This is a genomic window from Nonomuraea sp. NPDC049028 (assembly GCF_043197735.1).
In the GTDB taxonomy this organism is placed as follows: domain Bacteria; phylum Actinomycetota; class Actinomycetes; order Streptosporangiales; family Streptosporangiaceae; genus Nonomuraea.
This window is the reverse complement of the sequence record NZ_JBICTR010000003.1, coordinates 306,906-332,707: the sequence shown is the minus strand read 5'-3', so window position 1 is coordinate 332,707 and position 25,802 is coordinate 306,906. Positions and strand designations below refer to the sequence as shown.

At 68.8% G+C, this 25,802-nt stretch carries 27 protein-coding genes; 16 read left to right on the top strand and 11 right to left on the bottom strand.

What is annotated here, in order from left to right; all coding sequences use genetic code 11:
- Positions 1-90: 90 nt before the first annotated feature.
- Both ACGFJ2_RS12435 and ACGFJ2_RS12430 read right to left on the bottom strand, forming a co-directional pair.
- The gene (locus tag ACGFJ2_RS12435) at positions 91-936 is read right to left on the bottom strand and encodes a D-alanyl-D-alanine carboxypeptidase family protein (protein WP_393467490.1); all 846 of its coding nucleotides are present in this window, start codon (positions 934-936) and stop codon (positions 91-93) included.
- A gap of 62 nt (positions 937-998) precedes the next feature.
- The gene (locus ACGFJ2_RS12430; protein WP_357956329.1) at positions 999-1,493 is read right to left on the bottom strand and encodes a VTT domain-containing protein; all 495 of its coding nucleotides are present in this window, start codon (positions 1,491-1,493) and stop codon (positions 999-1,001) included.
- Between the two features lie 148 nt (positions 1,494-1,641).
- On the opposite strand from ACGFJ2_RS12430, the gene ACGFJ2_RS12425 reads away from it, so the two are divergent.
- The gene (locus tag ACGFJ2_RS12425; RefSeq protein ID WP_393467488.1) at positions 1,642-2,160 is read left to right on the top strand and encodes a hypothetical protein; all 519 of its coding nucleotides are present in this window, start codon (positions 1,642-1,644) and stop codon (positions 2,158-2,160) included.
- Here ACGFJ2_RS12425 and ACGFJ2_RS12420 read toward each other — a convergent pair.
- The 3 genes from ACGFJ2_RS12420 to ACGFJ2_RS12410 all read right to left on the bottom strand — a co-directional run bounded on the left by ACGFJ2_RS12420 (position 2,129) and on the right by ACGFJ2_RS12410 (position 7,502).
- On the bottom strand, positions 2,129-5,497 hold the full coding sequence (locus tag ACGFJ2_RS12420; RefSeq protein WP_357955976.1) for a BTAD domain-containing putative transcriptional regulator: 3,369 nt from the start codon (positions 5,495-5,497) through the stop codon (positions 2,129-2,131). The two genes, ACGFJ2_RS12425 and ACGFJ2_RS12420, sit on opposite strands and share 32 nt — an antisense overlap.
- An 81-nt stretch (positions 5,498-5,578) precedes the next feature.
- A complete protein-coding gene (locus ACGFJ2_RS12415; protein WP_357955974.1) occupies positions 5,579-6,634 on the bottom strand; it encodes a lysylphosphatidylglycerol synthase domain-containing protein in 1,056 nt (351 codons plus the stop codon).
- 49 nt (positions 6,635-6,683) lie between these two features.
- Positions 6,684-7,502, bottom strand: a complete 819-nt coding sequence (locus ACGFJ2_RS12410) for a PIG-L family deacetylase (RefSeq protein WP_357955972.1) — start codon at positions 7,500-7,502, stop codon at positions 6,684-6,686.
- A 39-nt stretch (positions 7,503-7,541) separates the two neighbouring features.
- Between ACGFJ2_RS12410 and ACGFJ2_RS12405 the strand changes: the two genes are divergently transcribed.
- Positions 7,542-8,624: a glycosyltransferase family 4 protein gene (locus ACGFJ2_RS12405; protein ID WP_358178158.1), complete on the top strand. Its 1,083-nt coding sequence runs from the start codon at positions 7,542-7,544 to the stop codon at positions 8,622-8,624.
- Between the two features lie 10 nt (positions 8,625-8,634).
- Here ACGFJ2_RS12405 and ACGFJ2_RS12400 read toward each other — a convergent pair whose 3' ends face one another.
- The gene (locus ACGFJ2_RS12400) at positions 8,635-10,092 is read right to left on the bottom strand and encodes a DUF2079 domain-containing protein (protein ID WP_393467483.1); all 1,458 of its coding nucleotides are present in this window, start codon (positions 10,090-10,092) and stop codon (positions 8,635-8,637) included.
- A gap of 126 nt (positions 10,093-10,218) precedes the next feature.
- Positions 10,219-10,599, bottom strand: a complete 381-nt coding sequence (locus tag ACGFJ2_RS12395) for a hypothetical protein (protein WP_357955966.1) — start codon at positions 10,597-10,599, stop codon at positions 10,219-10,221.
- A 194-nt stretch (positions 10,600-10,793) separates the two neighbouring features.
- On the opposite strand from ACGFJ2_RS12395, the gene ACGFJ2_RS12390 reads away from it, so the two are divergent.
- Positions 10,794-11,903, top strand: coding sequence for an SRPBCC family protein (locus ACGFJ2_RS12390; RefSeq protein ID WP_393467480.1), 1,110 nt, complete (start codon positions 10,794-10,796; stop codon positions 11,901-11,903).
- On the opposite strand, the gene ACGFJ2_RS12385 is transcribed toward ACGFJ2_RS12390, so the two are convergent.
- Positions 11,873-12,427: a DUF1707 domain-containing protein gene (locus ACGFJ2_RS12385; RefSeq protein ID WP_357956327.1), complete on the bottom strand. Its 555-nt coding sequence runs from the start codon at positions 12,425-12,427 to the stop codon at positions 11,873-11,875. The genes ACGFJ2_RS12390 and ACGFJ2_RS12385 overlap by 31 nt on opposite strands.
- 195 nt (positions 12,428-12,622) lie before the next feature.
- Here ACGFJ2_RS12385 and ACGFJ2_RS12380 point away from each other — a divergent pair, with 195 nt between their 5' ends.
- Entirely contained in the window at positions 12,623-13,552 is a 930-nt protein-coding gene (locus ACGFJ2_RS12380; protein ID WP_357955962.1) for an anti-sigma factor RsbA family regulatory protein, read from the top strand.
- 166 nt (positions 13,553-13,718) lie between these two features.
- The gene (locus tag ACGFJ2_RS12375; RefSeq protein ID WP_357955961.1) at positions 13,719-14,348 is read left to right on the top strand and encodes a DUF998 domain-containing protein; all 630 of its coding nucleotides are present in this window, start codon (positions 13,719-13,721) and stop codon (positions 14,346-14,348) included.
- Here the strand turns inward: ACGFJ2_RS12375 and ACGFJ2_RS12370 are convergent.
- Complete coding sequence (locus ACGFJ2_RS12370) at positions 14,309-14,674, bottom strand: hypothetical protein (RefSeq protein WP_357955959.1); 366 nt, start codon at positions 14,672-14,674, stop codon at positions 14,309-14,311. The two genes, ACGFJ2_RS12375 and ACGFJ2_RS12370, sit on opposite strands and share 40 nt — an antisense overlap.
- 58 nt (positions 14,675-14,732) lie before the next feature.
- On the opposite strand from ACGFJ2_RS12370, the gene ACGFJ2_RS12365 reads away from it, so the two are divergent.
- The 6 genes from ACGFJ2_RS12365 to ACGFJ2_RS12340 all read left to right on the top strand — a co-directional run bounded on the left by ACGFJ2_RS12365 (position 14,733) and on the right by ACGFJ2_RS12340 (position 18,447).
- Positions 14,733-15,197, top strand: a complete 465-nt coding sequence (locus tag ACGFJ2_RS12365) for a universal stress protein (protein ID WP_357955957.1) — start codon at positions 14,733-14,735, stop codon at positions 15,195-15,197.
- A 69-nt stretch (positions 15,198-15,266) separates the two neighbouring features.
- Positions 15,267-15,443, top strand: coding sequence for a class I tRNA ligase family protein (locus ACGFJ2_RS12360; protein ID WP_357955955.1), 177 nt, complete (start codon positions 15,267-15,269; stop codon positions 15,441-15,443).
- A gap of 47 nt (positions 15,444-15,490) precedes the next feature.
- Complete coding sequence (locus ACGFJ2_RS12355) at positions 15,491-16,468, top strand: phosphotriesterase-related protein (protein WP_358178149.1); 978 nt, start codon at positions 15,491-15,493, stop codon at positions 16,466-16,468.
- 41 nt (positions 16,469-16,509) lie between these two features.
- The gene (locus ACGFJ2_RS12350) at positions 16,510-16,896 is read left to right on the top strand and encodes an STAS domain-containing protein (RefSeq protein ID WP_357955951.1); all 387 of its coding nucleotides are present in this window, start codon (positions 16,510-16,512) and stop codon (positions 16,894-16,896) included.
- Positions 16,897-16,906: 10 nt separating this feature from the next.
- Complete coding sequence (locus tag ACGFJ2_RS12345; protein ID WP_357955949.1) at positions 16,907-17,800, top strand: sigma-70 family RNA polymerase sigma factor; 894 nt, start codon at positions 16,907-16,909, stop codon at positions 17,798-17,800.
- 134 nt (positions 17,801-17,934) lie between these two features.
- Positions 17,935-18,447, top strand: a complete 513-nt coding sequence (locus ACGFJ2_RS12340; protein WP_393467473.1) for a hypothetical protein — start codon at positions 17,935-17,937, stop codon at positions 18,445-18,447.
- A 322-nt stretch (positions 18,448-18,769) separates the two neighbouring features.
- Here ACGFJ2_RS12340 and ACGFJ2_RS12335 read toward each other — a convergent pair whose 3' ends face one another.
- Positions 18,770-19,378, bottom strand: a complete 609-nt coding sequence (locus ACGFJ2_RS12335; protein ID WP_393467470.1) for a hypothetical protein — start codon at positions 19,376-19,378, stop codon at positions 18,770-18,772.
- 172 nt (positions 19,379-19,550) lie between these two features.
- On the opposite strand from ACGFJ2_RS12335, the gene ACGFJ2_RS12330 reads away from it, so the two are divergent.
- Together ACGFJ2_RS12330 and ACGFJ2_RS12325 are read left to right on the top strand one after the other, a co-directional pair.
- Positions 19,551-20,303 (top strand): DUF6879 family protein, encoded by a 753-nt coding sequence (locus ACGFJ2_RS12330; protein ID WP_393467467.1) that lies wholly within the window; start codon positions 19,551-19,553, stop codon positions 20,301-20,303.
- Between the two features lie 11 nt (positions 20,304-20,314).
- Positions 20,315-21,166: a helix-turn-helix domain-containing protein gene (locus ACGFJ2_RS12325; protein WP_393467464.1), complete on the top strand. Its 852-nt coding sequence runs from the start codon at positions 20,315-20,317 to the stop codon at positions 21,164-21,166.
- Positions 21,167-21,257: 91 nt separating this feature from the next.
- Here ACGFJ2_RS12325 and ACGFJ2_RS12320 read toward each other — a convergent pair whose 3' ends face one another.
- Positions 21,258-22,337 carry a hypothetical protein gene (locus tag ACGFJ2_RS12320; protein ID WP_358178134.1) on the bottom strand — a complete coding sequence of 360 codons (1,080 nt, stop codon included), beginning with the start codon at positions 22,335-22,337 and terminating at the stop codon, positions 21,258-21,260.
- Positions 22,338-22,538: 201 nt separating this feature from the next.
- On the opposite strand from ACGFJ2_RS12320, the gene ACGFJ2_RS12315 reads away from it, so the two are divergent.
- Genes ACGFJ2_RS12315 through ACGFJ2_RS12305 form a run of 3 tightly spaced genes read left to right on the top strand, consistent with a single transcriptional unit; the run spans position 22,539 to position 25,566 of the window.
- Positions 22,539-23,009: a MarR family transcriptional regulator gene (locus ACGFJ2_RS12315; protein ID WP_358178131.1), complete on the top strand. Its 471-nt coding sequence runs from the start codon at positions 22,539-22,541 to the stop codon at positions 23,007-23,009.
- Positions 23,006-23,929, top strand: coding sequence for an ATP-binding cassette domain-containing protein (locus ACGFJ2_RS12310; protein ID WP_393467460.1), 924 nt, complete (start codon positions 23,006-23,008; stop codon positions 23,927-23,929). Before ACGFJ2_RS12315 ends, ACGFJ2_RS12310 begins: the two co-directional genes overlap by 4 nt.
- Positions 23,926-25,566 carry an ABC transporter permease gene (locus ACGFJ2_RS12305; RefSeq protein WP_393467457.1) on the top strand — a complete coding sequence of 547 codons (1,641 nt, stop codon included), beginning with the start codon at positions 23,926-23,928 and terminating at the stop codon, positions 25,564-25,566. Before ACGFJ2_RS12310 ends, ACGFJ2_RS12305 begins: the two co-directional genes overlap by 4 nt.
- Positions 25,567-25,802: the final 236 nt, after the last annotated feature.

Below are 25,802 nucleotides of genomic sequence, written 5' to 3'. Positions count from 1 at the left end.
GATCAGCTCGTGCGCGAACAGCAATCGCCCGTCCTCGGCGAGCGGTCGCGGCCCGGCGATGACCGGGCAGGTCGTCGCCGGGCCGTGGGATCAGCTGCCGGCGATCTGCTCGCCCGCGTAGTCGAGCAGCTTCTCGGCCGTGCTGAAGCGGCGCGCGTCCTGGTCCCCGAGGAGCACGCCCACCACCTGCCTGCCGCCGCGCTCCGCCGCGAACAGCAGGCAGTAGCCCGCCGCGTTCGTGTAGCCGGTCTTGACCCCCAGCACCCCGTCAGCCTGCGTGAGCAGTTTGTTGGAGTTGCGCCAGGTGTGCGCCCGGTGCGCGGATGTCTTGGCCACCTTGTGCACCTCGCGCCCGACGACCGTCTTGAACGTCGTGTCGCGGAGCGCCGCCTGCGCCAGCTTGGTCTGGTCGACGGCCGTGGAGTAACCGCCGTTGCTGGGTACGGGCAGGCCGTCGGCGTTGGTGTAGCGGGTGTCGGCCAGGCGCAGCTGCTTGGCCGCGGCGTTCATCTTGGCGACGAATGCCGCGTTGCCCGGCCCGTACGTCCTGGCCAGCGCGTTGGCGGCGTCGGCCCCCGACGGGAGCATGAGCCCGTACAGCAGGTCCCTGACCGTGAGCCGCTCGCCCTTCTTCAGCGAGGCGGTGGTGCCGCCGTACTTGGTCGCGTGCTTGACGTCAGCCGCGGTGATGGTGATGGTGTCGCCCAGTTTGGCCTCGCGGAGCACCACGTACGCCGTCATCACCTTGACGAGGCTGGCGACTGGGACGCGGCTCGTCTCCCGCTTGTTGAAGTGGATCGTTCCCGCTGAATCGACCACATACGCTGATTTTGCCGCCACAACGGGCGGGTCCGCCGCCTGCGCGGCCGCTGCGGGCGACGAGATCCCCACGACCACGGCGAGTGCGGCGCCGCCGATGAAACCCCCAATATGCATGCCGACATGGTCGCAGGTGATCAACGCTTAATATGCCGAACTCTGTCCCAAGTTGAGGACACTCAGGCGGCCAGCACCTTGTCCGCCCGCTTCTTCCGGCGCCACACGACGAACCCGACCACTCCGCCGACGAACAGCACCGCCAGGACCGCCGCCGTGATCGGCGACCGCGCGGCGACCTGGAGCCAGGCCCAGACCAGCGCGCTCAGGCCGAACCACCAGATGGGCGCCCAGGTCAGGCAGCCCAGCGCGCTGGCCACGAGGTACCAGGGGTAGGAGACGCGCAGGGCCCCGGCGACCCACGGCAGCGTGTGCCGGAGCATGGGCACCCAGAAGCACCCGTAGACCGCGAACGCGCCCCACTTCTCCACGACCCGCTCGACCTTCGCGATCCGCTCGCGACCGAGCCGGACGCCGATGCGCGAGTCGTAGAGCTTCTCGCCGAGCCTGCGGCCGATCCAGTAGTACGCCTGGAACGCGCCGAACAGGGCGATGATCAGCACGACTCCCAGCCAGATCGGCCCCACGGGTTCGATGGTGATCGCCAGCTGTCGCATCAAGGACCCCACCCCCCGTCGCGTGCTTTAGGTCAGCCTTACCTTAGTTCAAGGGGCAAGTCGTCGCCACAGCAGGGTGCAACTCGTCGACAACCAGGGTTCAACCACCTTCGCGTACCACTGTAGTGAGCAAGAAGGAGTGTTGATCATGGCAACGAGAAGCACCGCGGTTCTGGCCTCCGGCACGGCCAGCACGGCCAAGCTCTTCGTGGCGGCCCTCGCCTTCACCGGAGCCTATGTCGGCTTCTCGGCCTACGACACCGCCAACTCCGCGCCGCACCCGGCGCAGACGGTCACCCTGTCGGCCCGCGAGCTGCCCATCATCTCCCCGACCACCGCCCGGACGCCCCAGGCCGCCAAGCCGGGCAAGATCAGCGTCAGCGCGCTGCCGGGCGACGCCGGGTGCGTCAAGACGTTCGTGGCCCGCAGTGTGGTGATCAACGCCGAGCCCGACCACACCGTCCTGTACGGCTGGGAGCTGTCCCGCTGGAGCCCCGGCACCAACACCTGGCACTCCTACTTCGTCAACTACGACGGCTTCGCCGGTAACACGAAGACCGTGCGCTGGAACCCCAGCATCACGAACAACCCCGGCTGGTATCGCATCGAGCTCACCGTCGAGGGCGCCAAGACCATCAAGAGCGACCGCTTCCAGGTGAGTTGCTGACCGACCGCCGCGCCGCCTCCACCCAGCGCGGCACGCCGACCCGCTCGGCCACCTCCAGCGCCTTCTCGTAGTGGGCCCGCGACGCGTCCGGCTGGCCCAGCCGCACCGCCAGGTCGCCGAGCGTCAGGGCCACCGGCCAGAGCGCCACGACCCCGGTGCCGGCGCCCGCGATGCGGTCGGCGAACGGCTTGAGCTTGTCGTAGCAGTCGATCATCCGTTCGCGGTCGTCGAGCAGCATCCCGGCCAGCGCCCGCCAGGTCATGGCCAGCTCGTACAGGAAGTCGGGCCGCACCGGCGGGCGTACGGCGGCCACGGCCTTGGCGTCGGCCACCCGGCCCGCGGAGGCGAGCGCCAGCGCGTAGGCGTCGAGGGTCCACTTCGCGCCGCGCTGGTGGGCCGCCGCGATCTGCCCGACCGTCTCGGCCGCCCGGCCGTCGACCAGGTGCAGGCAGAACGTGGTGATCAGCGGCAGGTCCTGGCGGCCCTCCAGCATGCCCGCCCGCTCGGTCATCCTGGCCGCGTCGGCGTAGGCCCGCTCGGCGCCGCGGTAGTCGCCGGCGATCATCAGTCGCTGGCCGGAATACCAGGCGCAGACGGCCGCCGGCGCCGACAGGTCGTACTGTCTGGCCAGCCGGTCGGCCGCGGCGGCGTGCTCGTCGGCGATGGCGAACTCACCGCGGGCCGCCGCGCATTCGAGCAGCACCAGGTGGGCCAGCGCCTGCGTGGCCATCTGCCCGGAGCGCTGGGCGACCTCCAGCAGCTCGCGGCCGATGCTCTCGCGGGTGTCGACCGCCGGGATGTCGTAGGACTGCCGCAGCCGCCCGCTGAGGGCCGCCGCGAGCAGCGTCGGGTCGCCGCTCTGCCTGGCCAGCTCCAGCGCCTCCAGCGACGCCTGCCGCCCCCGCTCGGGCGAGGAGGAGCCCTCCAGCTCCAGCGCCAGCGTGGTGAGCAGGCTCGCGCGCAGCGTCTGCTCCCCTTCGGGGAGCTCCATCAGCGCCTTCTCGGTGACGTCGACGATCTCCCACGCGGTGCGGGTGAAGTCGCGGGCCATCCCCTTGTGCGGTACGGCGAGCGAGGCCGCCACCCGTGCGGTGATCTCCAGGTCGCCCAGCGGCAGCGCGGAGTCCATGGCCTGGCGGCGCAGCAGCCGCGCCGCGGTCATGTCGCCGCACAGCGCCAGGGCCCTGATCTGGCGGAGCATGAGCTGCAGCCGGTCCTTGGTGTCGCCGCCGGTGCGGTCGAAGGCCGCGATGGCCTGCTCCCACAGCGTGGCGGCCTCGCGGTGGGCGAATCTGCGCTCGGCCTGCTCGGCGGCCAGTCCGGCGTAGTGGACGGCCTTCTCGGCGGCGTCGGCGAGGAAGTAGTGGTGCGCCAGCGCCGCCACGTCGGACGGTGTGCGCCGCTCGATGACCGACGCGACCGCCGCGTGCAGACGGGTGCGGCGCAGCCGGGAGGCGTCGGAGTAGATCGTGTCGCGCACCAGGTCGTGATCGAACCTGAGCAGCCCGGGCCCCGGCTCGGTCACCAGCCCGGCCAGCAGCGCCGCCTCGACCGCCTCCACCACGGCGTCCTCGTCGCCCGCCACGTCGACCAGCACGTCGACGTCGACGTCGCGGCCGATCACCGCCGCCTGCAACAGGATCTGCTGGGCTCCGGCGGGCAGCCGGGAGATGCGCCGCCGCAGCACGTCGCGCACCCCTGAGGGCACCCGCGACAGCACCTCGACCGCGCTGGCCCGGTCGGCCGCGCCCTCGGAGTCGAGCAGGCGTACGGTCTCGCGCACGAAGAACGGGTTGCCGCCGGTGCGCTCGACGATGGACTCGACCGCGTCCTCGTCGATCTCGCGCACACAGGTGGCCCTGACCAGCTCGCCCACGGCCTTGGGGTCGAGGCCGGACAGCCCGACCCGCACCGGGCCGAGCCGGGCCAGCGCGGCCAGCACGTCGGACTGGCGGTCGTCGAGCTCGCTCTCCCTGCAGGTGACCACGAGCAGCACCCGGCTGGTGGCCAGCAGGCTGGGCAGCGCGCGCAGTAGCGCCAGCGTCTGGTCGTCGGCCCAGTGGAGGTCTTCGAGCGTGAGCAGCACCGGCGCGCGCCGCGCCACCCCCGCGAGGTAGCCGCCGACCGCCCGGTGCAGCCGGAAGCCGCCGGACACCTCGTCGTCGTCGGGATCGGGGTCGGCGTCGTCGAGCAGCGGCGCCAGCAGCTGGGCGTATTCGCCCGCGCCGGTCATCCCCACCAGGGCGCGCAGAATCTCCACCCACGCCCAGCCCGGCGGTGTCGCGCTGGAGTCGGGGCAGGCGCCGGAGGCGGTGATCCAGCCGTCATTGGTGAGCTTGCCGTCGAGCTGGCGCAGCAGCGTGGTCTTGCCCGCGCCCGCGACGCCCGCGACGATCGCCACCTGGAACCTGCCGGTGCGCGCGGCGGCCGTGGTGAGCCTGGCCAGCTCGGCGTCGCGGCCGACGAACGGCTCGGGCTCCAGTGGCGGCGGCTCGACCGGGGCGGCGGGCCGGGGCGGCCAGGTGTCGGTGGGCGCCTGCACGGGCCTGGACGGCCGTGGCGCGACGCTCAGCTCCAGCTCGGGCGCCTGGGCCAGGATGTCGGACTCCAGCTTGCGCAGCGCCGGCCCCGGGTCGATGCCCAGCTCGTCGGCCAGGATGCCCCTGGCCCGGCGCAGCGCCGCCAGCGCGTCGCCCTGCCGGCCGCAGCGGTAGAGGCCGAGGCCGAGCAGCCGCCAGCCCTCCTCGCGCAGCGGGTGCTCGGTGGTGAGCGCCTCCAGGTCGGGCACGGTCTCGGCGGGCAGGCCGAGGCGCAGCCCGGTGTCGGCGTGCCGCTCGCGCGCCACCAGCCGCAGCTCGGTCAGCCTGTTGACCTCGGCCTCCGCCCACTGCTGGTCGGCGAAGTCGGAGTAGGGGGTGCCCCGCCACAGGCCGAGCGCCTTCTCCAGGCGGGCGCGCGCGGACTGCGGATCGCCCTCTTCGAGGTGTTCGCCCGCCGCCCTGACCAACTGCTCGAACTTGAGCGCGTCGACCTGGTCGGGCGCCACCCGCAGCGCGTAGCCGGAGGCGACGGTCACCAGCAGGCGGTTGGGCCCGCCACGCGGACGGCCCGGCTCCAGCACCCGGCGCAGCCGGGAGATGTAAACCTGGAGCCCCGACTGGGCTCCCTTGGCCGTGTCGTCATCCCACAAGTCGTAAAGGAGCGTGTCAACCGGCACGACCTGACCTCTGGCCACGAGAAGTCGGGCGAGGACGGCCCGCTGCCGCAACCCGCCGAGGTCGAGTTCGTCGTCGTGTTCGTACGCCTCGACTGGCCCCAGAACTCGGAACGCCACCATGTCAGCCGCCACGCTATGCGGGCTTCCGAATCAGGCACAAGGGCCGTGATTGATTAACGCCTGTTCGGTTTGGGATTGTCACTAGGGGGCCTTCGAGATCGCGGACGGGGGCTCCGCGTCGGCGTTCCTGGCGTTGCGCCTGCGCAGTAGCGCCCACGCGCCTAGAGCGAGGCCGCCGAACGGGATCTCGATAGTGTAAGTCCAGAAGCCGAAAAGCAGTGCGGTCGCCGTCGCCGGGGCGGGTGCCACGCCGAAGGCGTAGAGCAGCGCGGCCACGCCGCTTTCCATGATCCCCGCGCCGCTCGGGGTGACCAGTGCGCTGGTCAGCACGCGTGACAGGGCGAAGACGGCGATCGACTGGGCCAGCCCCGGATAGGCGCCGGTGGCGTGCATGCAGACGACCATGATCGCCCACTGGAAGCCCAGGAAGAAGACCATGGCCAGCGACAGGCCGATCGAGCGCGACTTCACGATCTCGGCGGTGTCCTTGCGCAGCCGCTCAAGCGCCTCGGAAGCGTGGAACTTCAGCCTGAGCAGGCGTACGAGGAAGTCGAGGCCCTTGCCCAGGAGGGCGGCGGCGCGGTCCCAGTAGAGGGCGGCGGCCACGACCAGGCAGAGCGCCAGGATCGACACCGCGCCCACCCAGCCGGCCTTGGCCACCGTCGGGTTGGGCGCCTTGCCGGCCGCCAGCAGCGCGATGATGCCGACGGCGGGCAGGATGAATCTGAACAGAGTGTTCCAGATGCCGCTGACCAGGGTCATCACCACGATCGAGCGGTTGGCGAACCCCCAGCCCCTGGTCATCGCGAACGTCAGCGCCACCCCGGCCGCGCCGCCGAACGGCAGCAGGTTGCTCACCGCGCTGCCCGCCGCGTTGAGCGAGAGCGCCTGCAGGTTGTTGAGACCCGGCAGCGAGTTGGTGAGCACGAAGGTGTAGGCCAGCAGGCTCAGCAGCCAGACCACGGTCATCAGGGCGATGGTGCCGAAGCTGAGGCTGTGGAAGAGCGCGCCGATCTCGCGCCAGGACACGGGCTTGCCGGTCAGCGAGTGGACGATCTGCGGCAGGTAGACCACGAGGGCCAGGGCCAGCGCCAGGGAGAGCGCCGACAGCGTGATCTGGAGCCATCTGTTCTTCATCGGGGTATAGTCTGCCGCTCGCGGGGGCGGCCCGGATCATACTGGGGACTTATTTCGGCCATTGGTCCAGAGGATGATTGAGGCGGGTGCCGGGTGGGAGATCACGCCGTACGTACCACTCGGTGCCGAAGACGAGCCGGTAGAGCGGGCCGGGCACCTTGAGCATCACGGCCAGCGTGCGGTCGCTGTCGCCGCCGGTCGCCTGGGAGGCGTGCGCGGACATGGACGCCCGCTTCTGTTTCGCATATTTCCGGACATTTACCCGGTGGGTGATCGTCTCACTCGCCGAGTAGGCGCTCTCGAAGGTCCGTACGTCGAACTCGGGCGGGAACCGGTAGAACTTCCCCGCCAGCTTCAGCAGCCTGACCAGCGGGTCGCGGTTGACCGTCGCCTCCAGCACGACCGCCGTGCCCGCGATCTCCGCCGCCCGCCGCCCCACCCGGTGCACCTGGACGTGGTCGGGATGGCCGTAGCCGCCCGCCGGATCGTAGATCGACAGCAGGTCCGCCTGCTCTTCCTCCAGGATGGCGGCCAGCTTTCCGGCGGCCTTCTCGGAGTCTGCGTCGATGAAGGCGTCGTCGGGCCGCTCTTCGGCGCTGCCGCCCTGCGGGCTCAGGCCCGAGTCGCCGTAGCCGAGGCACTCGACGCGGGCGCAGCCGAGCAGGGCCGCCGACTCGTACAGCTCCTTCAGGCGGGTCGCGCGCAACTCCTCGCCCGGGCCCATCTCGGCCAGGCCGCGCTCGCCGGCGGTCGCCACCACGAGGACCACGCGGTGTCCCTCGGCCGCGAGCATCGCCATCGTGCCGGCCGTCAGCAGGGCCTCGTCGTCGGGATGGGCGTGGAAGAACACAGCGGTACGTGGAGGCACAACGCCCAGATTAGTCTGGGAGGGGTGCGGATCTTTCACGTGAGTGACTGTTACCTGCCGCGACTCGGGGGGATCGAGGTTCAGGTCGCCGACCTCGTGCGTACGCAGCGCGAGGCCGGCCACGCCGTCGATGTGGCGACCGCGACCAAAGGAGAGGCGCTGCCCGGTGTACACAGGATCGTCGCCAAAATGCCCTTCGACCTGCCGGTCCACCCGTTCGGAGTGGGACATCTCACGCGGCGGCTGACCTCCTCGCGGCCCGACGTGGTGCACGTCCACATGGGCGCGGTCTCGCCGTTCGCCTGGATGGGGGTGCGGGCCGCGAAACGGGCCGCGATTCCCTGCGTCGTGACCGTGCACAGCATGTGGGATCCCGTCACGCGCGGCGTCTACCGGTTGCTGCGCCTGGTCTACGGCTGGCAGAGCTGGGGGCTGGTGGCCACCACGGTCAGCAACGCGGCGGCGGCCCCGATCCGGTCGGTCGCGGGGGAGGGGGTGCCCGTGCACGTGGTGTCCAACGGCCTCGACCTGTCGGGCTGGCGGTTGTTCTCCGGGTCGCCGCCGGAGCCGCGCGAGGAGGTGCACATCGTGGCCGTGGGCCGTCTGGCGCCGCGCAAGCAGCCGGTCCGGCTGCTCAAGCTGCTCGACATGGTCCGTTCCCGGGTCCCCGCGGGCATTCCGCTGCGCGCCACGGTGATCGGCGACGGCCCGGCGCGCGCCCAGATGGAGCGTTACCTGGCCAGGCACGGCATGACGGGCTGGGTCTCGCTGCCGGGACGCTACACCCGCGAGCAGATCGCCAAGGTGCTGGAGTCGGCCGACGTGTTCGTGGCGCCGGCGCCACGCGAGTCGTTCGGGATCGCCGCGCTGGAGGCCCGCGCCGCCGGGCTTCCCGTGGTGGCGCGGGCGCAGAGCGGGGTGGCCGACTTCGTCCGGCACGGCACGGAGGGGCTGCTCGGCCGCAGTCTGGGCGACCTGGCCGCCGCCGTGGCCCGCCTGGCCACGGATCCCGAGCTGCGGCAGCGCATGATCGCTCACAACCGCGCCGTCCCTCCGTCGGCGGGCACCTGGCCGACCGTCCTGGCGGGCTTCGACCGGGCGTACGCGGAGGCCATCGGATAAGCCGACCGGGTCATGTACGGCGTAGCACCACATAACCATCGCGGTCGAACACCTTCGTGTATCCCTCGGTCACCAGCCGGTCCACCTGGGCGCGCTGATCGTCAGGGGAGCCGAACGGGTACTGCCAGCGGGCCGTGTCGGCCGCCACCCACGCGGCGCCGCGCGGCTGCCCGGTCCAGAGGAGGACGGTGGTGCGGGAGGTCAGGGCCGGGCCGAGCGAGTTGGCGGCCTCCACGGTGACGCCCGTGGGCACCGCGGCCACCGCCGCGGCGGCCGATTCGGTCCTGATCTCCTCCGCCTTGTAGAAGGCCGGATGGTAGAGCTGGTCCAGGGCGAACTTCGGCACCAGGGTGAGCGCGACCACGAGCGCGCCCGCCGACCAGGCCAGCTTGAGCGAGCGGTCGTCGGCGCGCTTGACCCGGTGCAGCAGCCTGGACAGCCCGTCGACCCCCGCGAGGAGCAGGATCACCACGGTGAAGGCGTTGTACTGGAAGTCGGCCCGCCACCACGGCTCGCGGTCCGACAGCATGCGTTCGAGCACGTGCGGCAGCGCGACCAGCGACAGCGGCGACAGCAGGCAGAGCAGCAGCGTCGGCCAGGCCAGCAGGAACAGCGTGTCGACCTTGGTCTCCTCGCTGAACGGCAGCAGCAGGGCGTTCAGCGGGTCGCGCAGCAGCGTCAGGATCGCGCTCGGCGCGTCGGGCCCCAGGTGGCCGTAGGCCCAGAAGTCCTGGCTCTGGCCGCCGAGCAGCGAAATGAGCGCGCCCCGGGTGAGCATGACCCCGCCGAGGCCGATCGCCGCGCAGCACATCCCACGGAACCTGTCGCCGGTGAGGAAGAGGTAGAGGCCGAAGCCGATCACCGTGAGGCCCATGTCCTCCTTGACCAGGAGGAGCGCGCCCATCGCCGCGAAGGCGGGCAGCAGCCGCCCCGCGTGGTAGCGCTCGATCATGATCGCGGTGAGCAGCGGGACGAACATCACCTCGTGCGCGTCGAACGCGATCGCCTGCGCGACGGGCCACGACAGCGCGTAGGCCACGGCGACCAGGTAGGCCGGGGCGGTGCCCAGCATCCGCCTGGTGAACAGCCAGATGAACGGGATCGCGGCGGCGAACAGCAGCGCCTGCGCCACGATCAGCGAGGCCGGGCCGTCATGGATCCAGTAGAAGGGCGCCAGCAGCGCGTAGATGGGCGAGAAGTGGTCGGCGAGCTGGAGGTAGTCCAGCCCCCGGTCGTGGAAGGCGCCGACCATCGGGATGTACGGCGGCCGGAAGTGCGCGTAGTTGCGCACGGCCTGGTCCACGATCACCAGATCGAACGTGCTGGCGCGATAGGTGGCCAGCTTGACCAGGCCGAGTACGACGTAGACGGCGGCCGAGACCACGGCGATCAGCCCGACGCGCAGGCGGTTCGGCGTGATCCGGGCCGTCCAACGGGCAGCGCCCGCTGCCAGAGCTTCCCCCGTCACGGGCAGCAAGCGTAGACCGATTCCCCCTGATCGCGTTCGCGGAAAAGTTCCCCCTGGACCGCGAACGCGACAAGGCCGCCGCGCCGAGCCGCCCCCCGCGGCCGGTGCGGCATGCCGACACAAGCGTCAGGTGCAGGCGCTCTGGATCTTCGTTACGAAGCTCTGCAACTTCTGGACAGAGTCCATCGAGCCGGTGGGATCCTTGGCGTCGATCTTGATGCCGTCGAGCCCGGTGGCAAGGTCATTGAGCGCGGCGGCGAGGTCGCCGTCGTACTTGCCGGCCAGGGTCTTCACCTTGGCGGCGGCCTCATCGCCGGCCTTCTCGAAGGCCTTGGGATCGGTCGCGGCCGAGGTCATGCTTCCGTTGAAGTCAGTCATGATCTTCGTGACTTCGCTGCCCATCTGGTTGCAGTCCACAGCGTTGCCGATGGCACCACAGGCGGTGGTGAGGCCGGCAAGAGAAAGCGTCGCGATCGCGATGGCGATGCGACGACGAGGGGGTGTCATTTCCGTGCCCTTCGTTGCGTTTAGCGACGAATCGACATTATGGAGTAATCCTTGACAGGTGCTTGCACCCCACTAGCACCATCAGTATCAAGTCGTTGTAAAGCGGGCGCCCAACTCTTGACAGCTTCTGAGGCCGACCAGACGATGTCGCATATAGAGCAACTCGGTGCGTAATACGCAACAAGGGGTGCCGGTTGACCACATCGAGCTTGATCTCCACGCTGCCGGGCCACGCCTATACCGACCCCGCGACCTTCGCCGAAGAGCAGGCCAAGATCTTCGAGAGCCTCTGGTTCTGCGCGGTCCGGTCCGGCGAACTGACCCGGCCGGGGACGTTCAGGACGGTCCAGGTCGGAAGAGAGAGCGTGCTCGTGGTCCGCGGCCGCGACGGCGAGCTGCGCGCCTTCCTCAACGTCTGCCGGCACCGCGGCGCCCGCCTCTGCCTGGAGGAGACGGGCGAGGTCAGGCGGACGATCAGGTGCGCCTACCACGCCTGGTCGTACGACCTGGACGGCCGCCTCGCCGCCGCGCCCAACCTGGCGAAGATGCCCGACATCGACCGGGTGGAGTACGGGCTGATCCCGGTGAGCCTGCGTGAGTGGCTCGGCTACGCCTGGGTCTGCCTGGCCGACGAGCCGCCGTCGTTCGAGGAGACGGTGACGAGCGCGGCCACCGAGCGCCTGGGTGATCCGGCGGCGATCGAGCACTACCACGTCGACAAGCTCGACCTCGGGCGCCGCATCGTGTACGACGTCAAGGCCAACTGGAAGCTCATCGTCGAGAACTTCATGGAGTGCTACCACTGCGCCACGATCCACCCGGAGCTGACGGCCGTGCTGCCCGAGTTCGCGGGCGGCTACGCCGCGCAGTATTACGTGGGCCACGGGGCGGAGTTCGCCGAGCGGGCCGAGGGGTTCACCGTGGACGGGAGCCCCGGGTTCGGCAAACTGCCTGACGTGTCGGCCGAGCAGGACCGGCGCTATTACGCGATCACCGTCAAGCCGCAGGTGTTCGTCAACCTGGTGCCCGACCACGTGATCCTGCATCGCATGGTGCCGCTGGCGGCCGACCGGACGATCGTGGAGTGCGACTGGCTCTACCACCCCGACGTGGTCGCCTCCGGCGCCGACCTGTCGCTCTCGGTCGAGCTGTTCCACCGGGTCAACGAGCAGGATTTCGCGGCCTGCGAGCGGACCCAGCCCGGTATGTCGTCACGCGCCTACCGGGCGGGCGGGGTGCTGGTGCCGAGCGAGCACCACATCTCGATCTTCCATCAGTGGGTGAACCAGCGCTTACGCGGATAGCGGATCGCCAGGTTCCCGTACTTCGCCTGGCCGCTCACCACCACATAGAGGGCGCCCGGCTGGGGCCGGCCCGGCACCTCCGACGTCGCGGTGTTGCCCCACTCCGTGCGGAACCTGTCGATGTCGGCCGCGGCACCGTCGGGCAGCACGATCTTGGCCGAACCGTACTTGAGGTCGAGGTCGATCTCGACGACCGGATGGGAGATGACGGCCTCCGACAGGTCGAGTTCGACGCTGCCGTACTTGGAGGCGACCTTGAGCCGGCGGGGGACCGCCCAGTCGCCTGATCGCTTGATGTGGCCGTTCTTGGACTCCAGTTCCACCACCTCGTCGGCCACGGGCCCGTCCACCGCGGGCCCGTCAGCCGGTAGGTCGGCGGTCAGGTCGGCCAGATCGCCGTAGGTTCGCGCGGTGAGGGCCAGTTCGAGCCGGTCCTCAAGCTCCAACTGGGTGAGACGGCCTTCCATGAACGCGTCTTGGAGCTTTCGCGCGCTTCGCTCACGGTCCGCATCTGAGACGCGCATCTGTAAATCCGACATGTTCCGAGCATAGGTTCGCCTGCTTCAGAACGGGAGGCGTCGGCCGGAGGGCGTACGCAGATCGAGAGGGAGCGGCCGGGGGGAGGGCTTCGTCGGCCGGACGATCTGGAGTCTCTTCATAACACATGGATACCCAACGGATTGCCGTAAAGACCTCATGGCGAGGTAGCTTGAAGTGTGATGGCGGCGGATCCCTTCGTACACCCGGCACTCTTCTATCGAGGCGATCGGGAATATGTGGCGGCTACCACGGCTTTCGTCCGCGAAGGGCTAGATTCGGGAGAGCCCGTCGCCGTCGCGGTTCCGCCCAGGAATCTCGCCCTGATCAAGGCCGGTCTGGGGCGCGACGCCGACGAGGTGCTCCTGCTCGACATGACCAGCGCCGGGCGCAATCCCGGACGCATCATCCCCGCCGTGCTCCGCGAGTTCGCGGACCGCCACCCCGTCGGTCACGTACGGATCATCGGCGAGCCCATCTGGCCGGGCCGCACGGTGACGGAATATCCCGCCTGCGCCCAGCACGAAGCCCTGATCAACTACGCCTTCGCCGGGCGCCATGTCACGATCCTGTGCCCCTACGACCTCGACGGGCTCGACCCCGAGGTCATCCGCGAGGCCGAGCAGACCCATCCCGTGCTGCGCGACGGCTCCGGCGAGTGGCACAGCGGCGACTACGCGCCCCAGAAGGTCGTCGACGGGCACAACCAGCCGCTGGACGAGCCCGCCGACTTCCTCTCGCTCCGCTTCGACCACACCAACCTGGCCGCCGCGCGCGGGCTGGCCGCCGGGCGGGCCGCCGAGCTGGGGTTCAGCCGGGCCAGGCTCGACGACATCCGCCTGACGGTCGCCGAGCTGGGCGCCAACAGCCTCGATCACGGCGGCGGCGCCGGGCTGATCAGGGTCTGGGCCGAAGCCGACCGGCTGGTGTGCGAGGTCAGCGACTCGGGCCACATCATCGACCCGCTGGCCGGGCGGATGCCGGTCGATCCGCGCACTCCCGGTTCGCGCGGCCTGCTGATCGTCAACCTGCTCAGCGACCTGGTCCGCGTGCACACGCGAGCGGGCGCCACCGTGATCAGGGTCTACTTCGACCTGCCCGCGGTGGTATAGCTGGCCCTACCTACCCTGAGGCGGCGGGCTAGACCCAGGGGTGGGTTCCCGCAGGTCAGTGGGCCGGTATCCGAAGTGCTACGACCTAGGTATTAAGGGGCGCTTCAGGGCCTGTTCGGGTCGATCTCCGATACTCCGGAAGCCCGTATTCCACGACCTTTGAAGCATGAAGGCATTGCTTGTCAGCGGATTCGCGGCCATCGGAACCGGCGCCGGCGCCATGCTCACCTTGCACGCGGAATCGGGGCTGGACCCCATGCACAGCGTGATCAGTGAGTACGCTTTTCAGCCCTTGGGATGGCTGCTGCCGACCTCGCTGACGCTGTTCGCGGTCGGCTCGGCACTGATCGCCGAGTCGCTGCGCCGGGCGGGCGCGAGCGTCTGGGTCGTGCTGCTGCTGCTGGCGTGGGGCGGGAGCATGTTCCTGATCGGTGCCTTCCCCACGGACCGGCCGGGGGTGCCGCTTTCGCTGTCGGGCGGCATCCATAGATATGCCGCCTTCGCCGCCTTCCTGGTGATGCCGGCCGCGGGAATGCTGCTGGCCAACGCGCGAGTCCGTTACGCCAGGGCCGTACGGGTCCTGAGCGCGGTGGCGCTGGGCGCGCTGCTGCTCGTCGTGGTCCCGTACGTCGTGCGGATGTTCGGCATCGAGTTGTCCAACGACGACATCCCCGCCGGGCTCACCCAGCGGGTCGTGGTCCTCACCGAGATCGGGGTGCTGGCCCTGGCCGGGATGTCGCTGCTCAAGCCTTCGGTTCAGCGCTCCCAGGGTGGCGTGTCGCCCATCTTGGCGTAGTACTTGGCCAGGTTCTTCTTGACCCTCTCGATGTCGCCCTGCGGGATCTTGACCCCGCCCCTGGCGCCGTCCACGACCGCGGCGGCGGCGATCACGGCCCGTGGGACGACTTTCAGCTCACCACCGACGACGTCGGCGATCGGCAGCTTGTAGGCGCCGAACTCGTCGGCGTCGTCGCTGTCGTACCAGAGGAAGGCCTGGCGGTACTTCTCGTCGGGCTTCTTCTCGGCGTCCGCCCACTTACGCACCCGCTTGTCGGCCGCCGCCGCGTCCCATTCGCGGTCGCGGTCGGCGAGAGGCAGGTCCCGGAACTGTGTGACAGTCATACCCGCTGGCTACCCGGATCCAGAGCGTGAAACGGGCTGATCTGGAAAGAGCTCGCCTATGGAAGCAACTGAGCAGACCATTCTGATCGCGTACGACGGCTCCGACGACGCCAAGGCAGCGATCGCCTTCGCGGGCCCGCTGATGCCCGGCGCGCGCGCCGTCGTACTGACCGTGTGGGAACGCCTGGCGCTGGCCTCGGCGCGGGCGTCGGCCGGGCTGATGATGACCATCGACGATTCGCCCGTCGAGGACGAGGCCGTCGGACAGGCCATGAGAGAGCTCGCGTCGCAGGGCGCGGAGCTGGCCAGACAGGCGGGGTTCGACGCTTCGCCGCGGTGTGAGCCGGACGCGTTGTCCGTGTGGTCGTCCATCGTGGACGTGGCGAACGAGATCGAGGCCACGTTGATCGTCACCGGGACGCGGGGGCAGGGCGGGGTGAAGTCACTGCTGCTCGGGAGCACGTCCGACCGCGTGCTGCACCACGCGCGCCGGCCGGTGCTGGTGGTGCCCACGCCGGAGTAAGCGTCTCGCGCGCCGCGGACCGGGCCCGCGGCTGGGGCATACCCGTGCCGGGCGCGCAAGGTCCATCTGATGGGCAAGGGCGTGATCCGCTTTCACGCGGTGTACTGGCCCGCGATGCTGCTCGCGGCGGGCCTGCCGCTGCCCACCGAGATCTTCGTGCACGACTACCTGACCGCCGGCGGCCGCAAGAGCCCGGTGACAGGGAGACCTCGCTGGCGACGCTCGTCCATTGTTGACGGGGGGTAGGGGGCGGCCTAGGTTGGCGGCACCGACCAGCCGGTATGGAGGCGCTCATGCCCACCGTCAACACCGTTCGCGGTCCCGTCGACGTCGATGAGCTCGGTCAGACCCTGATGCACGAGCACATCTTCGTTCTCTCTACCGAGTTTCTCGACAACTACGGCAAAGGCGCTTGGTGGGACGAGGAGTTCCGGGTCACGGACGCCATCGGCAAGCTCAAGGCGGTGGCGGCGAAGGGCGTGCGGACGATCGTGGACCCGACGGTGTGGGGCCTCGGACGGTACATCCCCCGCATCCAGCGCATCGCCGCCGAAGTGCCGGATCTGCACATCATCGCCGCGACCGGCATCTACAGCTTCGAAGAGCTGCCTCACCAGTACGACTACCGCGGCCCCGGCCTGCTCCTGGACATGCCCGATCCGATGATCGACGACTTCGTACGCGACCTCACCGAGGGCATCGCCGACACCGGGGTCAAAGCGGCGTTCCTCAAGTGCGTGGTCGAGCAGAAGGGCCTGACGCCCGGGGTCGAGCGGATCGGCCGGGCCGTCGCGCGGGCGCACGTGCGTACCGGCGCGCCGATCACCGTCCACACGAACTCCTTCACCCAAAGCGGGCTGACCGCGCTCGACCTCTTCGCCAAGGAGGGCGTGGACCTGACGAAGGTCGTGGTCGGGCACGCGGGCGACACCAACGATCTCGACTACCTGATGCGTCTGGCCGACACGGGCGCCACGCTGGGGATGGATAGATTCGGGTTGGATGTCTACAATGCGACGTCCGACCGGGTGGCCACCATCGCCGCCCTCTGCCAGCGGGGATACGCTGATCGGATGGTCCTCAGCCACGACACCGCCTGCTTTATGGACTACTTTGTGGAGTCTTGGGATGACGCACTACGCACGATGGCGCCCAACTGGCGCTACGATCACATCCACGATGAGGTCTTGGCCGCACTGCTGGACTCGGGTGTGACCGGCGATCAGATCGAGCAGATGCTGGTGTCCAACCCAAGACGCTACTTCTCGTAAAGTGGTGGCATCGGGCGAGCAATGCGGGTAGGTGGAACTGGGTGACTTCGGAGCAGGCCTTGTCGATCAGCCTCGGGCTCCAGGGACCGTGTGTCATCGCCAGGCTCACGGGAGACTTCGACTTCGGGTCCGCGGCCGAGGTGCGTGATCGCGTCACCAAGGCGCTCGACCTGACCCAGCCACCCTTACTCGTCATCGACATGCAGGCGGTCAGCGTCTGCGATTCTTCCGGGCTTTCCGTGCTCGTTTATCTGCACAAGGCGGTGACCGCCTCCGGCGGCCGGCTGTTGCTTTCCGGGCTGAATGGCAGGTGTAAGCACCTTTTCGCGATCACCGCCCTCGACAAGTTCTTCGACATCCGCACCACCGCCGAACTCGCCATCGCGGAACTCAATGAACAGGGGAGTTCGCCGCCGTTTACCGGGTAGTCGCATTGGTATGTCGGCCGAAGAGCCCGACCTGCTCGGCATGTATCTGGAGCAGATCGGAAAGACACCATTGCTCTCCGCCGCGGACGAAGTGGACCTGGCACGACGGATCGAGGCGGGGCTCTACTCGGGCTACCTGATCAGCCGTGGCGAGGGCACACCGGAGCTCGAACACGTCCGCCGCGACGGGCAGCGTGCTAAGGACCTGCTCATCAGGTCCAATCTCCGGCTGGTGGTGGCCGCCGCCAGACGCTACGCCTTTCGTGGGCTCCCACTCCTCGACGTCATCCAGGAGGGCAATCTCGGGTTGATCAGGGCCGTGGAGAAGTTCGACTACAAACGTGGCTACAAGTTCTCCACCTATGGGATGTGGTGGATCCGCCAGGCCATCGAGCGCGGCATCCACGACAAGAGCCGCACCGTACGGCTGCCCACGCACGTCGCCGAAGAGCTGGCGCGACTGAGCAGAATCGCCCGGCAACTGGCCGCCGACCTGGGGCGCGAGCCCCGGGAGGCGGAGCTCGCCAAGGCCGCGGAACGCTCGCTCCGCCACGTCGCCGTGCTACGGCGGCTCGCCCAGGAGACGGTCAGCCTGGACGTGCCCGTCGGCGAGAACGGCGAGGGGAGCATCGGCGACATGATCCCCGACGAGGACGGTCTCCAGGTGCAGGAGTTCACGGAGCGCCGCGCGTTCAACGCCGAACTGCACCAGGTGCTCACCTCGCTCCCGCCGCGAGAGGCATTCGTCCTCAGACTCAGGTACGGCCTGGCGGGCAATGAAGCCCGCAGCTATACCGAAATCGCGGATCGTCTCGGGCTCACCAGAGAGCGCATCAGGCAACTGGAGAAACAGGCGCTGAAACGCCTGCGACAGCTGCGTCCATTGCTCGCCTGGGCTTCGTGACGAGAGGTAATACGAGAGGTAATAGGGGTGTGGTCGGAAGGCCGATTGACTCGGTCATTTTCCTGACGGTTAATCGGGACCCTGATGCCGCTTTCAATGGCTTTCGACGGTTTTCGACGGGCGGAAGCGGCGGCATGTTGACGCTATGGGGGCACATGGTCAAGGGTCTCGTCGTCTTCTTCTTAGCGGCCACGGTGGTGGCGGTGCTTGTGGCACCGGCCGCTGGGGACGCCGCTTCTCCGGCACCCGCCTTCACGAGGGTGGCCGCTTTCACGGGGGCTTCCGCTTTTGTCGGGGTGGCCGCGGGTCCGACGGCCACCCTCTCCAGCACCGCCAAGCCGCACCTGGTCAAGTACAAGATCTACTTTGGCCGATGCAAGGACACGTGCCTGGTCAAGGTGCGGATCACCAACATCTCCCGCAAAACCCTCTATGCCGTCAGCCTGAACGCCCGGCTCAAGGTCAACGGCAAGAAGGTCGGGTCCTGCTACGACTACGTCGGCACCATCCGTGCCAAACGCACCCGCTGGGGGTCATGCACCGTCAGAACCCGTACGCTCTCGAACATGTGGAACCGGTGGCTCGACGGCGGGATCCGCTTCGACCGTGACGTCACCACGGTCGTGCACTCCGAGTACTACCGCTGACCAGGACGCCAGGGGTCGCACCCGGTCCGGCCCCTGACCGTCAGGAGGTGACCATCAGAGCGAGGCCGATGAGGACCACGACCGGGACGAGCCAGACCACGGCCTCTGCGGCGAACTCCTTGTACATTACGTTGATCTCCCTTGAGACGCCCGTGCGGGGGCGGCGGTAAAACGTCCAGTGCGCAGCATAGCCGCCCGTACCTACTACTCCAGTTGTAGATGGTGATGTTCGTCGTCACTGCCGCGACTTGCCGCAGGTAGCGGACTTGCTGGGCAGCACCCGTTTGTCTCGCCCTCTGAGAAGGGCGCGGCCCGCATGTGGTTACCGGTCGTTCTGGGCCATCTCGGGCCGCAGGTCCGATACGCGCACGATCAGAGCTCTGGCGAGGGTGTATTCCAGCGTGTGGCGGTCGGTCAGTGGAACGTCGTGGAGAGTCGGCGGACCGGAAGGGGAGACGACGATTCCTTTCACTCCCCATGGTTTGTAGTCGGGCGAGGTGTAGACGTGGGCCTGGTGCTGGAGACGCGGGCACGCGTCCAGCGCCTCGGGGATGCACCGCATGCATGTCGGTGGCTTGCTGAGGCGGCCGGTCGTGGCGTGCGTCTTCTCGTGGAAAACCCAGGACAGGCGCCCGGTACCGGGATCCAGCGCGGGACCTTCGCACACCTGGCACAGTCGGTGCAGCATGCATGCCCGCTGCCGGAGTGTGTGCATCTCCTGGTAGTTGACCTTCCCACGCCGATCGCACTTCTGCCGGGCCCACAGCACGGACAGGTTCCAATCGTCTGCCCGGGGATCGGTGTAGGACAATCGCCGCCCGCTCAGCGCCCACACGTCGTGGATGACGACCAGGTCGAGCGCGACGGTCTCCTTGTTGTAGGCGACGACGTACGGTACCCGGGCGGCAATCGTGGTCCCATGACTGTCCATGCCGGGAACGGTAGGAAGAGCCGCCCGGGAGCCACCATGGAGGTTGCGCGAAGTTGCTTGACGGCTCCGCGAAGTTGAGCGATGTTGTTGACGCAGGACGATGGAAGCTCGGACACGGAGCACCCGCCTCGCGGAACCTTGAGAGATCAGTCTCCGCCGAAAGGAACGGGTCATGGCACGTCGACTGCGCTTCAATGGCTCCGGCTCCGGTGAGGGCGGCTGTCCCGCCGTGCATGAAGACCTCGATACGGGCGAGATCATCGTCCACGGACCGCGACTTACCGACCCCGACGTCATCGCCCAGCTTCAGCACCTCGACGAGGACGAGATCCCCATTGTGGTGCCGCGCAACACGCTGATCGATTTCGGTCCGCGCGACCGGGACACCCAGCCACGCATCCTCGACCCGGAGCGATTCGCCCGTCTCTTCAAGAACTTCCAGCACAGCGCATGGCATCTGGAGGTGCGCGCACGCTACGCCTCCGACGAAGCCACCGAGACCTACGCCCAGTTCGTACGAGGTGAGACGCCCACTTGGGACCTCACCACCCCGTGGAGCACCACCATCCGCGCGAAGACCGAGGACGGCGCGGCCGTCGGCCGGGTGCGCATCGTCGACAACCCGCCCACCATCGGACAGCTGTACCTTCTCGCGCACGCGGCGAAGAACGCTGCCCTGGGCGAGGATGTTCGCAACATGTGGCGCGCGGATGCCGAGCGCGTGTACCTCCCGGACGAAGATTTCTGGATCTTCGACTCCCACATCGTCGCCCTGTGCCTCTTCGACGACGGCGACAACCTCACGGGCGCCGAACTGATCACCGAGCCGGCGGCCGTCAATCAGTACAACCGACTGCGTGACATCGCACAGCACTACGCGGTTCCCTACAAGGAGTTCGCGGCGAGGATGACCGCGAAGGAATAGCGGAAACACCAGTGAGCACCGACTATCAGGTAGCGCGCGAAGCCTTAGGCGCTCGGCTTCGGGAGATCAGGCTCTCAGCTCCTGGAGGTCGGCTCACCGGTGCACAACTCGCCGAGAAGCACGGATGGAACAAGTCCAAGGTCAGTCGGCTGGAGAACGGCAAGCAGACTCCCACCCCCGACGATCTGCGGGTGTGGGTAGACGCGTGTGGACAGCCCGCGACGTATGACGAACTGCTCGCCAAACTACGAGGATTCGAGTCGCATATCAGGTCTTGGCGCCGCCAGCTCTCCGCAGGTCACAGGCCCGTCCAGGACGTACACAACGAGGCACAGGCGAATGCCGCAGTGCTGCGCGCGTGGGAGTCCTCATGGATTGTCGGCATTCTTCAGACGCCCGACTATGCACGCGCCGTGCTCACTCGCTTCGCCGAACTGCACAAATCGCCGCGGGATACCGAGGAAGCCGTCCGGTCTCGGATGAAACGACAAGAGCTTCTCTACAATGGAGGCAGGCGTTATCACATCATCCTCTGGGAACCAGTGCTTCGCGCCCTGATCTGCCCGCCTTCAGTACTCGCCATGCAGCTTGACCGCCTCATGGGTGTCATCGGTATGGACACCGTAGAGCTGGGCATCGTGCCACTGAGTGCCTCGCTGAAGATCCCGCCCGGAGTCGGCTTCTGGATCTACGACGATCGCCAAGTAGTCACCGAAACATGGCATGCCGAACTGTGGCTCGACGATGCGAGCAGCGTCGAGACCTACCTGCGCATCTGGAAGACGCTCCAGGAGTCCGCGGTGTACGGTGCCGACGCGCACAACGTGATCAATGCAGCGCGACGAGCACTCGCCTCGCGTTGAAGCTGCCTGTCCTCCGCGTATTTACGGGCCATTCAGCTAAGCCTGGCCGGCGAAAAGTAGCCAAATGATGAGCCCAGGCCGTAGCCCGGCGTCATCGTTCGCTTTGGGCGATGCGTTTGCGGAGGCCCGCCAGTGACTCGTCGGCCATCAGCGCGGGCAGGCGCGGCGCGTCGGCCTCGATCTGCTGGAGCACCTCCGGCTCGGCGCCGTGGAAGCGGCTCCAGGCGCGGACCACCTCGGGCATGGCGGAGACAGCCGCGTCCGTCAGGATCGCCTCGCGCGGCAACCAGGAGGTGAGGAACCGTGAGACCCGGGCCGGACTCCACCACAGGGGCCGATCGCCCACGAACTCGACCAGTTGCTCGAACGCCTCCTGCGCTCCCGGCAGGTCTGGCAGATCCAGGAACCGGGACAAGGTGTCATCGGGCGCCTGCCGTACCGGATCGGGGACGGTCTGCGCACGGGCGAGCGCCAGTGGGCGGACGGCGGGCAGGCTCTCGGCGATCGGTGCCCCCATGACGAGGTCGGTCATCTCGAACGCGTCCAGCACCCGCCCCGCCACCACCGCCGGATCCGCCGGTCGCAGGTCCAGATCGTCAAGAAACTTCGGCTCCTCGACTGTCGCGTCGACCGCCAGCCCGCCGTTGACCTGGTCGATGCCGACGATCAGGACGTGCGGTTCCTTGTCGTCGGGGTAGCGGAAGCGCAGGGCGGCCAGGGTCTGCTCGCCGTAGCGGTCGGCCTTGCCGTACCACGCCTGCTCGCACTCCACCTGCCCCATTCGCCCGACCCACTCGGGCAGTCCCCGCGCGGCCTCCCTCCCGGCCTCACGCAGCGTCTCCCGAAGCGTCTTATCTCCTACCGGCTCCCGCGCGGCCGTCTGTCCGGCGGCGCTTCGCTCCGCCTCATCGCCCAGAATCGCGGTCTCGACGTCGTCCGGGGCGGTCTCCACTGCTTCCAGAGCCGCGGGCTCCACGGTGGCCAGGGCGGCGAGGGTGAGCCGCGCCTCCGGGCTGCCGTCTTCGGTGAGCTGTCGTACGAGCGGCTGGACCTCCGCCGGGCGCAGCGTGGCCGTGAGCCGGGCCGCCCAGAGCTCGGTGCGCAGTGGTGAGCGCCACCTGAGCAGGTCGCGGGCCTGGGTGATCGCCGTGGTGTACGCAGATGTGCTCACCCTCCGACCGTATCGCCCCAGTGGGTCCGTCTGGTTCGCCAAGGTTGCGCTGGCAGCGGACCCACCCCGACGGCGGGCGACCCCTGGCGACGGGAGCGCACACGCGGGTTCGACACGAGGGCTGGACAGGCGCCGGTTCCACTCTGATATGTTACGTACGTTCAGTATGAACTGAACGTACGAAACTTCCACGGAGGCAGGATGCCGACACAGGATGAGCTCGAGTTCGTGGACCACTTCGGCCTGTTCTTCGAGACCGCCGGCGGCAGCCGTACGGCAGGCCGGATGTTCGGGTGGTTGCTGATCAGCGATCCCCCAGAGCGGTCGATCACCGAACTGGCCACCGTGTTGCAGGCCAGCAAGGCGTCGATCAGCACGGTGGTACGCCAGATGCAGCAGGCCGGCTTCGTCGAGCGGGTGCCCGCTCCGGGATCGCGGCAGCACCACTACCGGCTCAAAGAGGGCGGCTGGCTGCAGATCGCCCAGGCCCGGCTGGGCTTTCTGACCACCGGCAAGGACTTGACCCGGCGTGGCATGAAGCTGGTCTCCGGTGACCCGGCGCGACAGGAACGGCTGCAGGAGTTCGCTGACTTCCTCGGCTTCATGGAGAAGGAGTACGGCGACGAGATGATCCGTCGCTGGGAGGCCTACCGCAGAGGAGAGCGGTCATGACGACGAATGTGATCGCGGTTTCCGGCTTAGTGAAGCGATTCGGCCGGGCAACGGTTCTGGACGGGCTGGAGCTGAATGTCGCGCCTGGCGAGGTGCACGGCTTCCTCGGCCCCAACGGCGCCGGGAAGACCACCACGGTTCGTGTTCTGCTGGGCCTGCTGCGCGCCGACTCCGGCGGCGTTCGCCTGTTCGGCGCCGACCCCTGGGAGAGCGCGGTGGCGTTGCACCGCAATCTGGCCTACGTTCCCGGCGATGTGAACCTGTGGCCGAACCTGACCGGTGGTGAGGTGATCGACCTGTTCGGCCGCCTGCGCGGCGGTGTCGACCAGGCTCGCCGCGCCGAGCTGCTGGATCGGTTCGGCCTCGATCCGAAGAAGAAGAGCCGCACCTACTCCAAGGGCAACAGGCAGAAGGTGGCGCTGATCGCCGCGTTCGCTTCTGACGTGCCGCTCTACATCATGGACGAACCCACATCCGGTCTGGACCCGCTGATGGAGGCGGTGTTCCAGGAGTGCGTGCTGGAGGCCAAGCAGGCGGGCAAAACGGTCCTGCTCTCCAGCCACATCCTGGCCGAGGTGGAGGCCCTGTGCGACCGGGTCAGCATCGTGCGCGCTGGCCGGACCGTCGAACACGGCACCCTGGCCGAACTGCGCCACCTGACCCGGACCAGCATCACCGTTGAGACCGCCACCCCGCTGAGCGGCCTGGCCGACCTTCCCGGTGTGCACGATCCGTCGGTGAACGGAACCAAGGCCACCCTGGCCGTCGACACCGCCGAACTGGACCATGCGATGGGATACCTGCATCGGTTCGGCATTCGCTCCCTCGCCTGCGCGCCTCCGACGCTGGAGGAGCTGTTCATGCGCCACTACGACCGCTCCTCCGGCGGGCCGGCGGATCAGGTTGGAGCGGCACGATGAGCACCGCCCCCCTCCTTGTGCCCCGCCACGCGTCCTTCGCCGAATCCGCGTTCGCCGGGACGTGGTCCGCCGTACGGCTCATCCTGCGCAGGGACCGGATCCTGCTCCCGGTGTGGATTCTCGGTCTCGCCGCGATCACTTCGAGCACCGCGGCCGGTGTCATCGGGTTGTACTCCTCGGCGGCCGACCGGCAGGAGTGGGCCGACGGGGTCGCGGGCAATCCGATGGAACTCGCGCTGGTCGGGCCGATCTTCGGCTCGACCAGCGGCGCGATCATCAGCTGGCAGGTCGGCGTGCGAAGCCTGCTCGGCGCGGCGCTGGCCGGCCTGCTCATGGTCATCAGGCACACCAGGACCGAAGAGGAGACCGGCCGCCGCGAGCTGCTCGGCTCCACGCCGTTCGGCCGCCACGCTCAGCTGGCCGCGGCGCTGCTGGTCACCGTGGCGGCAAGCTGTCTGGCGGGTCTGCTGACGGCGGTGGCGCTGGCCCGGCTCGGTCTTCCGCTCGCCGGAGCGCTCGCGCTGGGAGGGGCCATCGCGAGCATGGGACTGTTCTTCGCCGGGGTCGGCGCGGTCACCGCTCAGCTGTCGGTCGGCGCGGGTTCCGCCCGCGGGATGGCTCTCATCGTGCTGGCCGTCGCGTACGTGTTGCGCGCGGTCGGTGATGCCGGTGGCGGCGACTCCCCTCTGTCCTGGCTGTCGCCGTTCGGCTGGGCGCACCGGGTCCGGCCGTTCGCCGGGGAACGATGGTGGGTCCTGCTGCTCCCCGTGATCGCCACGGCGGTCCTCGCCGGCGTGGCCATCGCGCTGTCAGCGCGCCGGGACATCGGCGGAGGTCTGATCGCGTCCCGCGAGGGCCCGGCTACCGCGTCCGACAGCCTGCGCGGTCCGTTCTCCCTCGCCTGGCGGCAGCATCGGACCGGCCTTGCGGGTTGGGCCGTCGGCTTCTGCTGCGCCGGGTTCGCCCTGGGCGGTATCGCGCTGAGCGTCACGAAGCAAGCGGGCCAGAGCGAGCAGCTCCAGGAACTGATCACCTATCTTGGCGGCGAGGGCCGGCCGGTGGACGGCGTCTTCGCCCTCTTCGTGTACATCCTGGCGCTCGCCGCGGGAGCCTACGGCGTACTGGCGGCGCTTCGGCCACACGCTGAGGAGGCGTCCGGACGGGCTGAACCAATGCTGGCCGCCCCAGTCGGTCGCGTTCGGTGGCTGGGCGGCCATCTGCTCATCGCGGCCATGGGCTCGGCCGCCCTACTCGCCGTCCTGGGCCTGGCCACCGGACTCACCTACGGCCTGGCGAGCGGCGATGTGCCGGGGGAGCTGGCGCGGATGCCGGCCGCCGCGCTGGCTTACGCGCCCGCGGTCTGGGTCATGATCGGGATAACCGGTGTTCTGTACGGCGTGACACCACGGGCCGCCACCGCGGGCGCCTGGACCATTCTCGTGCTCAACGTCCTGGTCTTCTTGATCGCGCAAGTGCCGGGGATGAATCCCTCGATCGCCTACGCCTCGCCATTCATCAACGTCCCGAAGCTGCCCGCCGCCGCGCTGTCCGTCAGCCCTCTCGCAGTGTTGGTGCTGATCGCGGCGGTGCTGGCGGCGGGTGGGCTGTTCGGCTTCACCCGCCGCCGCATCACGTGACGGACCGGACCGGCACGCGGCACCTGATCAGACTCAGTTGGATCCGACAGCTGCGCGACTGAAAGTCACTTCGAGCCGCGGTCGTCTCCGGTCAGGCCGACCTTGCGGAGGGCTTCGGCCATGGCGCCCGAGGGGGCCGGGCGGCGTGCGCCACCGCCGCGCTGTCCGCCCTCTCCACGACCCCGCTGGCCGCCGTCACCGCGCTGCCCGCCGTCACCGCGACCGCCGCCACCTCG

Bases quoted from the DNA above. Each gene is read 5' to 3' on its own strand.
- ACGFJ2_RS12435 (WP_393467490.1), bottom strand. From the start codon at position 936: ATGCATATTGGGGGTTTCATCGGCGGCGCCGCACTCGCCGTGGTCGTG.
- ACGFJ2_RS12430 (WP_357956329.1), bottom strand. From the start codon at position 1,493: ATGCGACAGCTGGCGATCACCATCGAACCCGTGGGGCCGATCTGGCTG.
- ACGFJ2_RS12425 (WP_393467488.1), top strand. From the start codon at position 1,642: ATGGCAACGAGAAGCACCGCGGTTCTGGCCTCCGGCACGGCCAGCACG.
- ACGFJ2_RS12420 (WP_357955976.1), bottom strand. From the start codon at position 5,497: ATGGTGGCGTTCCGAGTTCTGGGGCCAGTCGAGGCGTACGAACACGAC.
- ACGFJ2_RS12415 (WP_357955974.1), bottom strand. From the start codon at position 6,634: ATGAAGAACAGATGGCTCCAGATCACGCTGTCGGCGCTCTCCCTGGCG.
- ACGFJ2_RS12395 (WP_357955966.1), bottom strand. From the start codon at position 10,599: ATGACACCCCCTCGTCGTCGCATCGCCATCGCGATCGCGACGCTTTCT.
- ACGFJ2_RS12385 (WP_357956327.1), bottom strand. From the start codon at position 12,427: ATGCGCGTCTCAGATGCGGACCGTGAGCGAAGCGCGCGAAAGCTCCAA.
- ACGFJ2_RS12380 (WP_357955962.1), top strand. From the start codon at position 12,623: ATGGCGGCGGATCCCTTCGTACACCCGGCACTCTTCTATCGAGGCGAT.
- ACGFJ2_RS12375 (WP_357955961.1), top strand. From the start codon at position 13,719: ATGAAGGCATTGCTTGTCAGCGGATTCGCGGCCATCGGAACCGGCGCC.
- ACGFJ2_RS12370 (WP_357955959.1), bottom strand. From the start codon at position 14,674: ATGACTGTCACACAGTTCCGGGACCTGCCTCTCGCCGACCGCGACCGC.
- ACGFJ2_RS12365 (WP_357955957.1), top strand. From the start codon at position 14,733: ATGGAAGCAACTGAGCAGACCATTCTGATCGCGTACGACGGCTCCGAC.
- ACGFJ2_RS12360 (WP_357955955.1), top strand. From the start codon at position 15,267: ATGGGCAAGGGCGTGATCCGCTTTCACGCGGTGTACTGGCCCGCGATG.
- ACGFJ2_RS12355 (WP_358178149.1), top strand. From the start codon at position 15,491: ATGCCCACCGTCAACACCGTTCGCGGTCCCGTCGACGTCGATGAGCTC.
- ACGFJ2_RS12345 (WP_357955949.1), top strand. From the start codon at position 16,907: ATGTCGGCCGAAGAGCCCGACCTGCTCGGCATGTATCTGGAGCAGATC.
- ACGFJ2_RS12340 (WP_393467473.1), top strand. From the start codon at position 17,935: ATGTTGACGCTATGGGGGCACATGGTCAAGGGTCTCGTCGTCTTCTTC.
- ACGFJ2_RS12335 (WP_393467470.1), bottom strand. From the start codon at position 19,378: ATGGACAGTCATGGGACCACGATTGCCGCCCGGGTACCGTACGTCGTC.
- ACGFJ2_RS12330 (WP_393467467.1), top strand. From the start codon at position 19,551: ATGGCACGTCGACTGCGCTTCAATGGCTCCGGCTCCGGTGAGGGCGGC.
- ACGFJ2_RS12315 (WP_358178131.1), top strand. From the start codon at position 22,539: ATGCCGACACAGGATGAGCTCGAGTTCGTGGACCACTTCGGCCTGTTC.
- ACGFJ2_RS12310 (WP_393467460.1), top strand. From the start codon at position 23,006: ATGACGACGAATGTGATCGCGGTTTCCGGCTTAGTGAAGCGATTCGGC.
- ACGFJ2_RS12305 (WP_393467457.1), top strand. From the start codon at position 23,926: ATGAGCACCGCCCCCCTCCTTGTGCCCCGCCACGCGTCCTTCGCCGAA.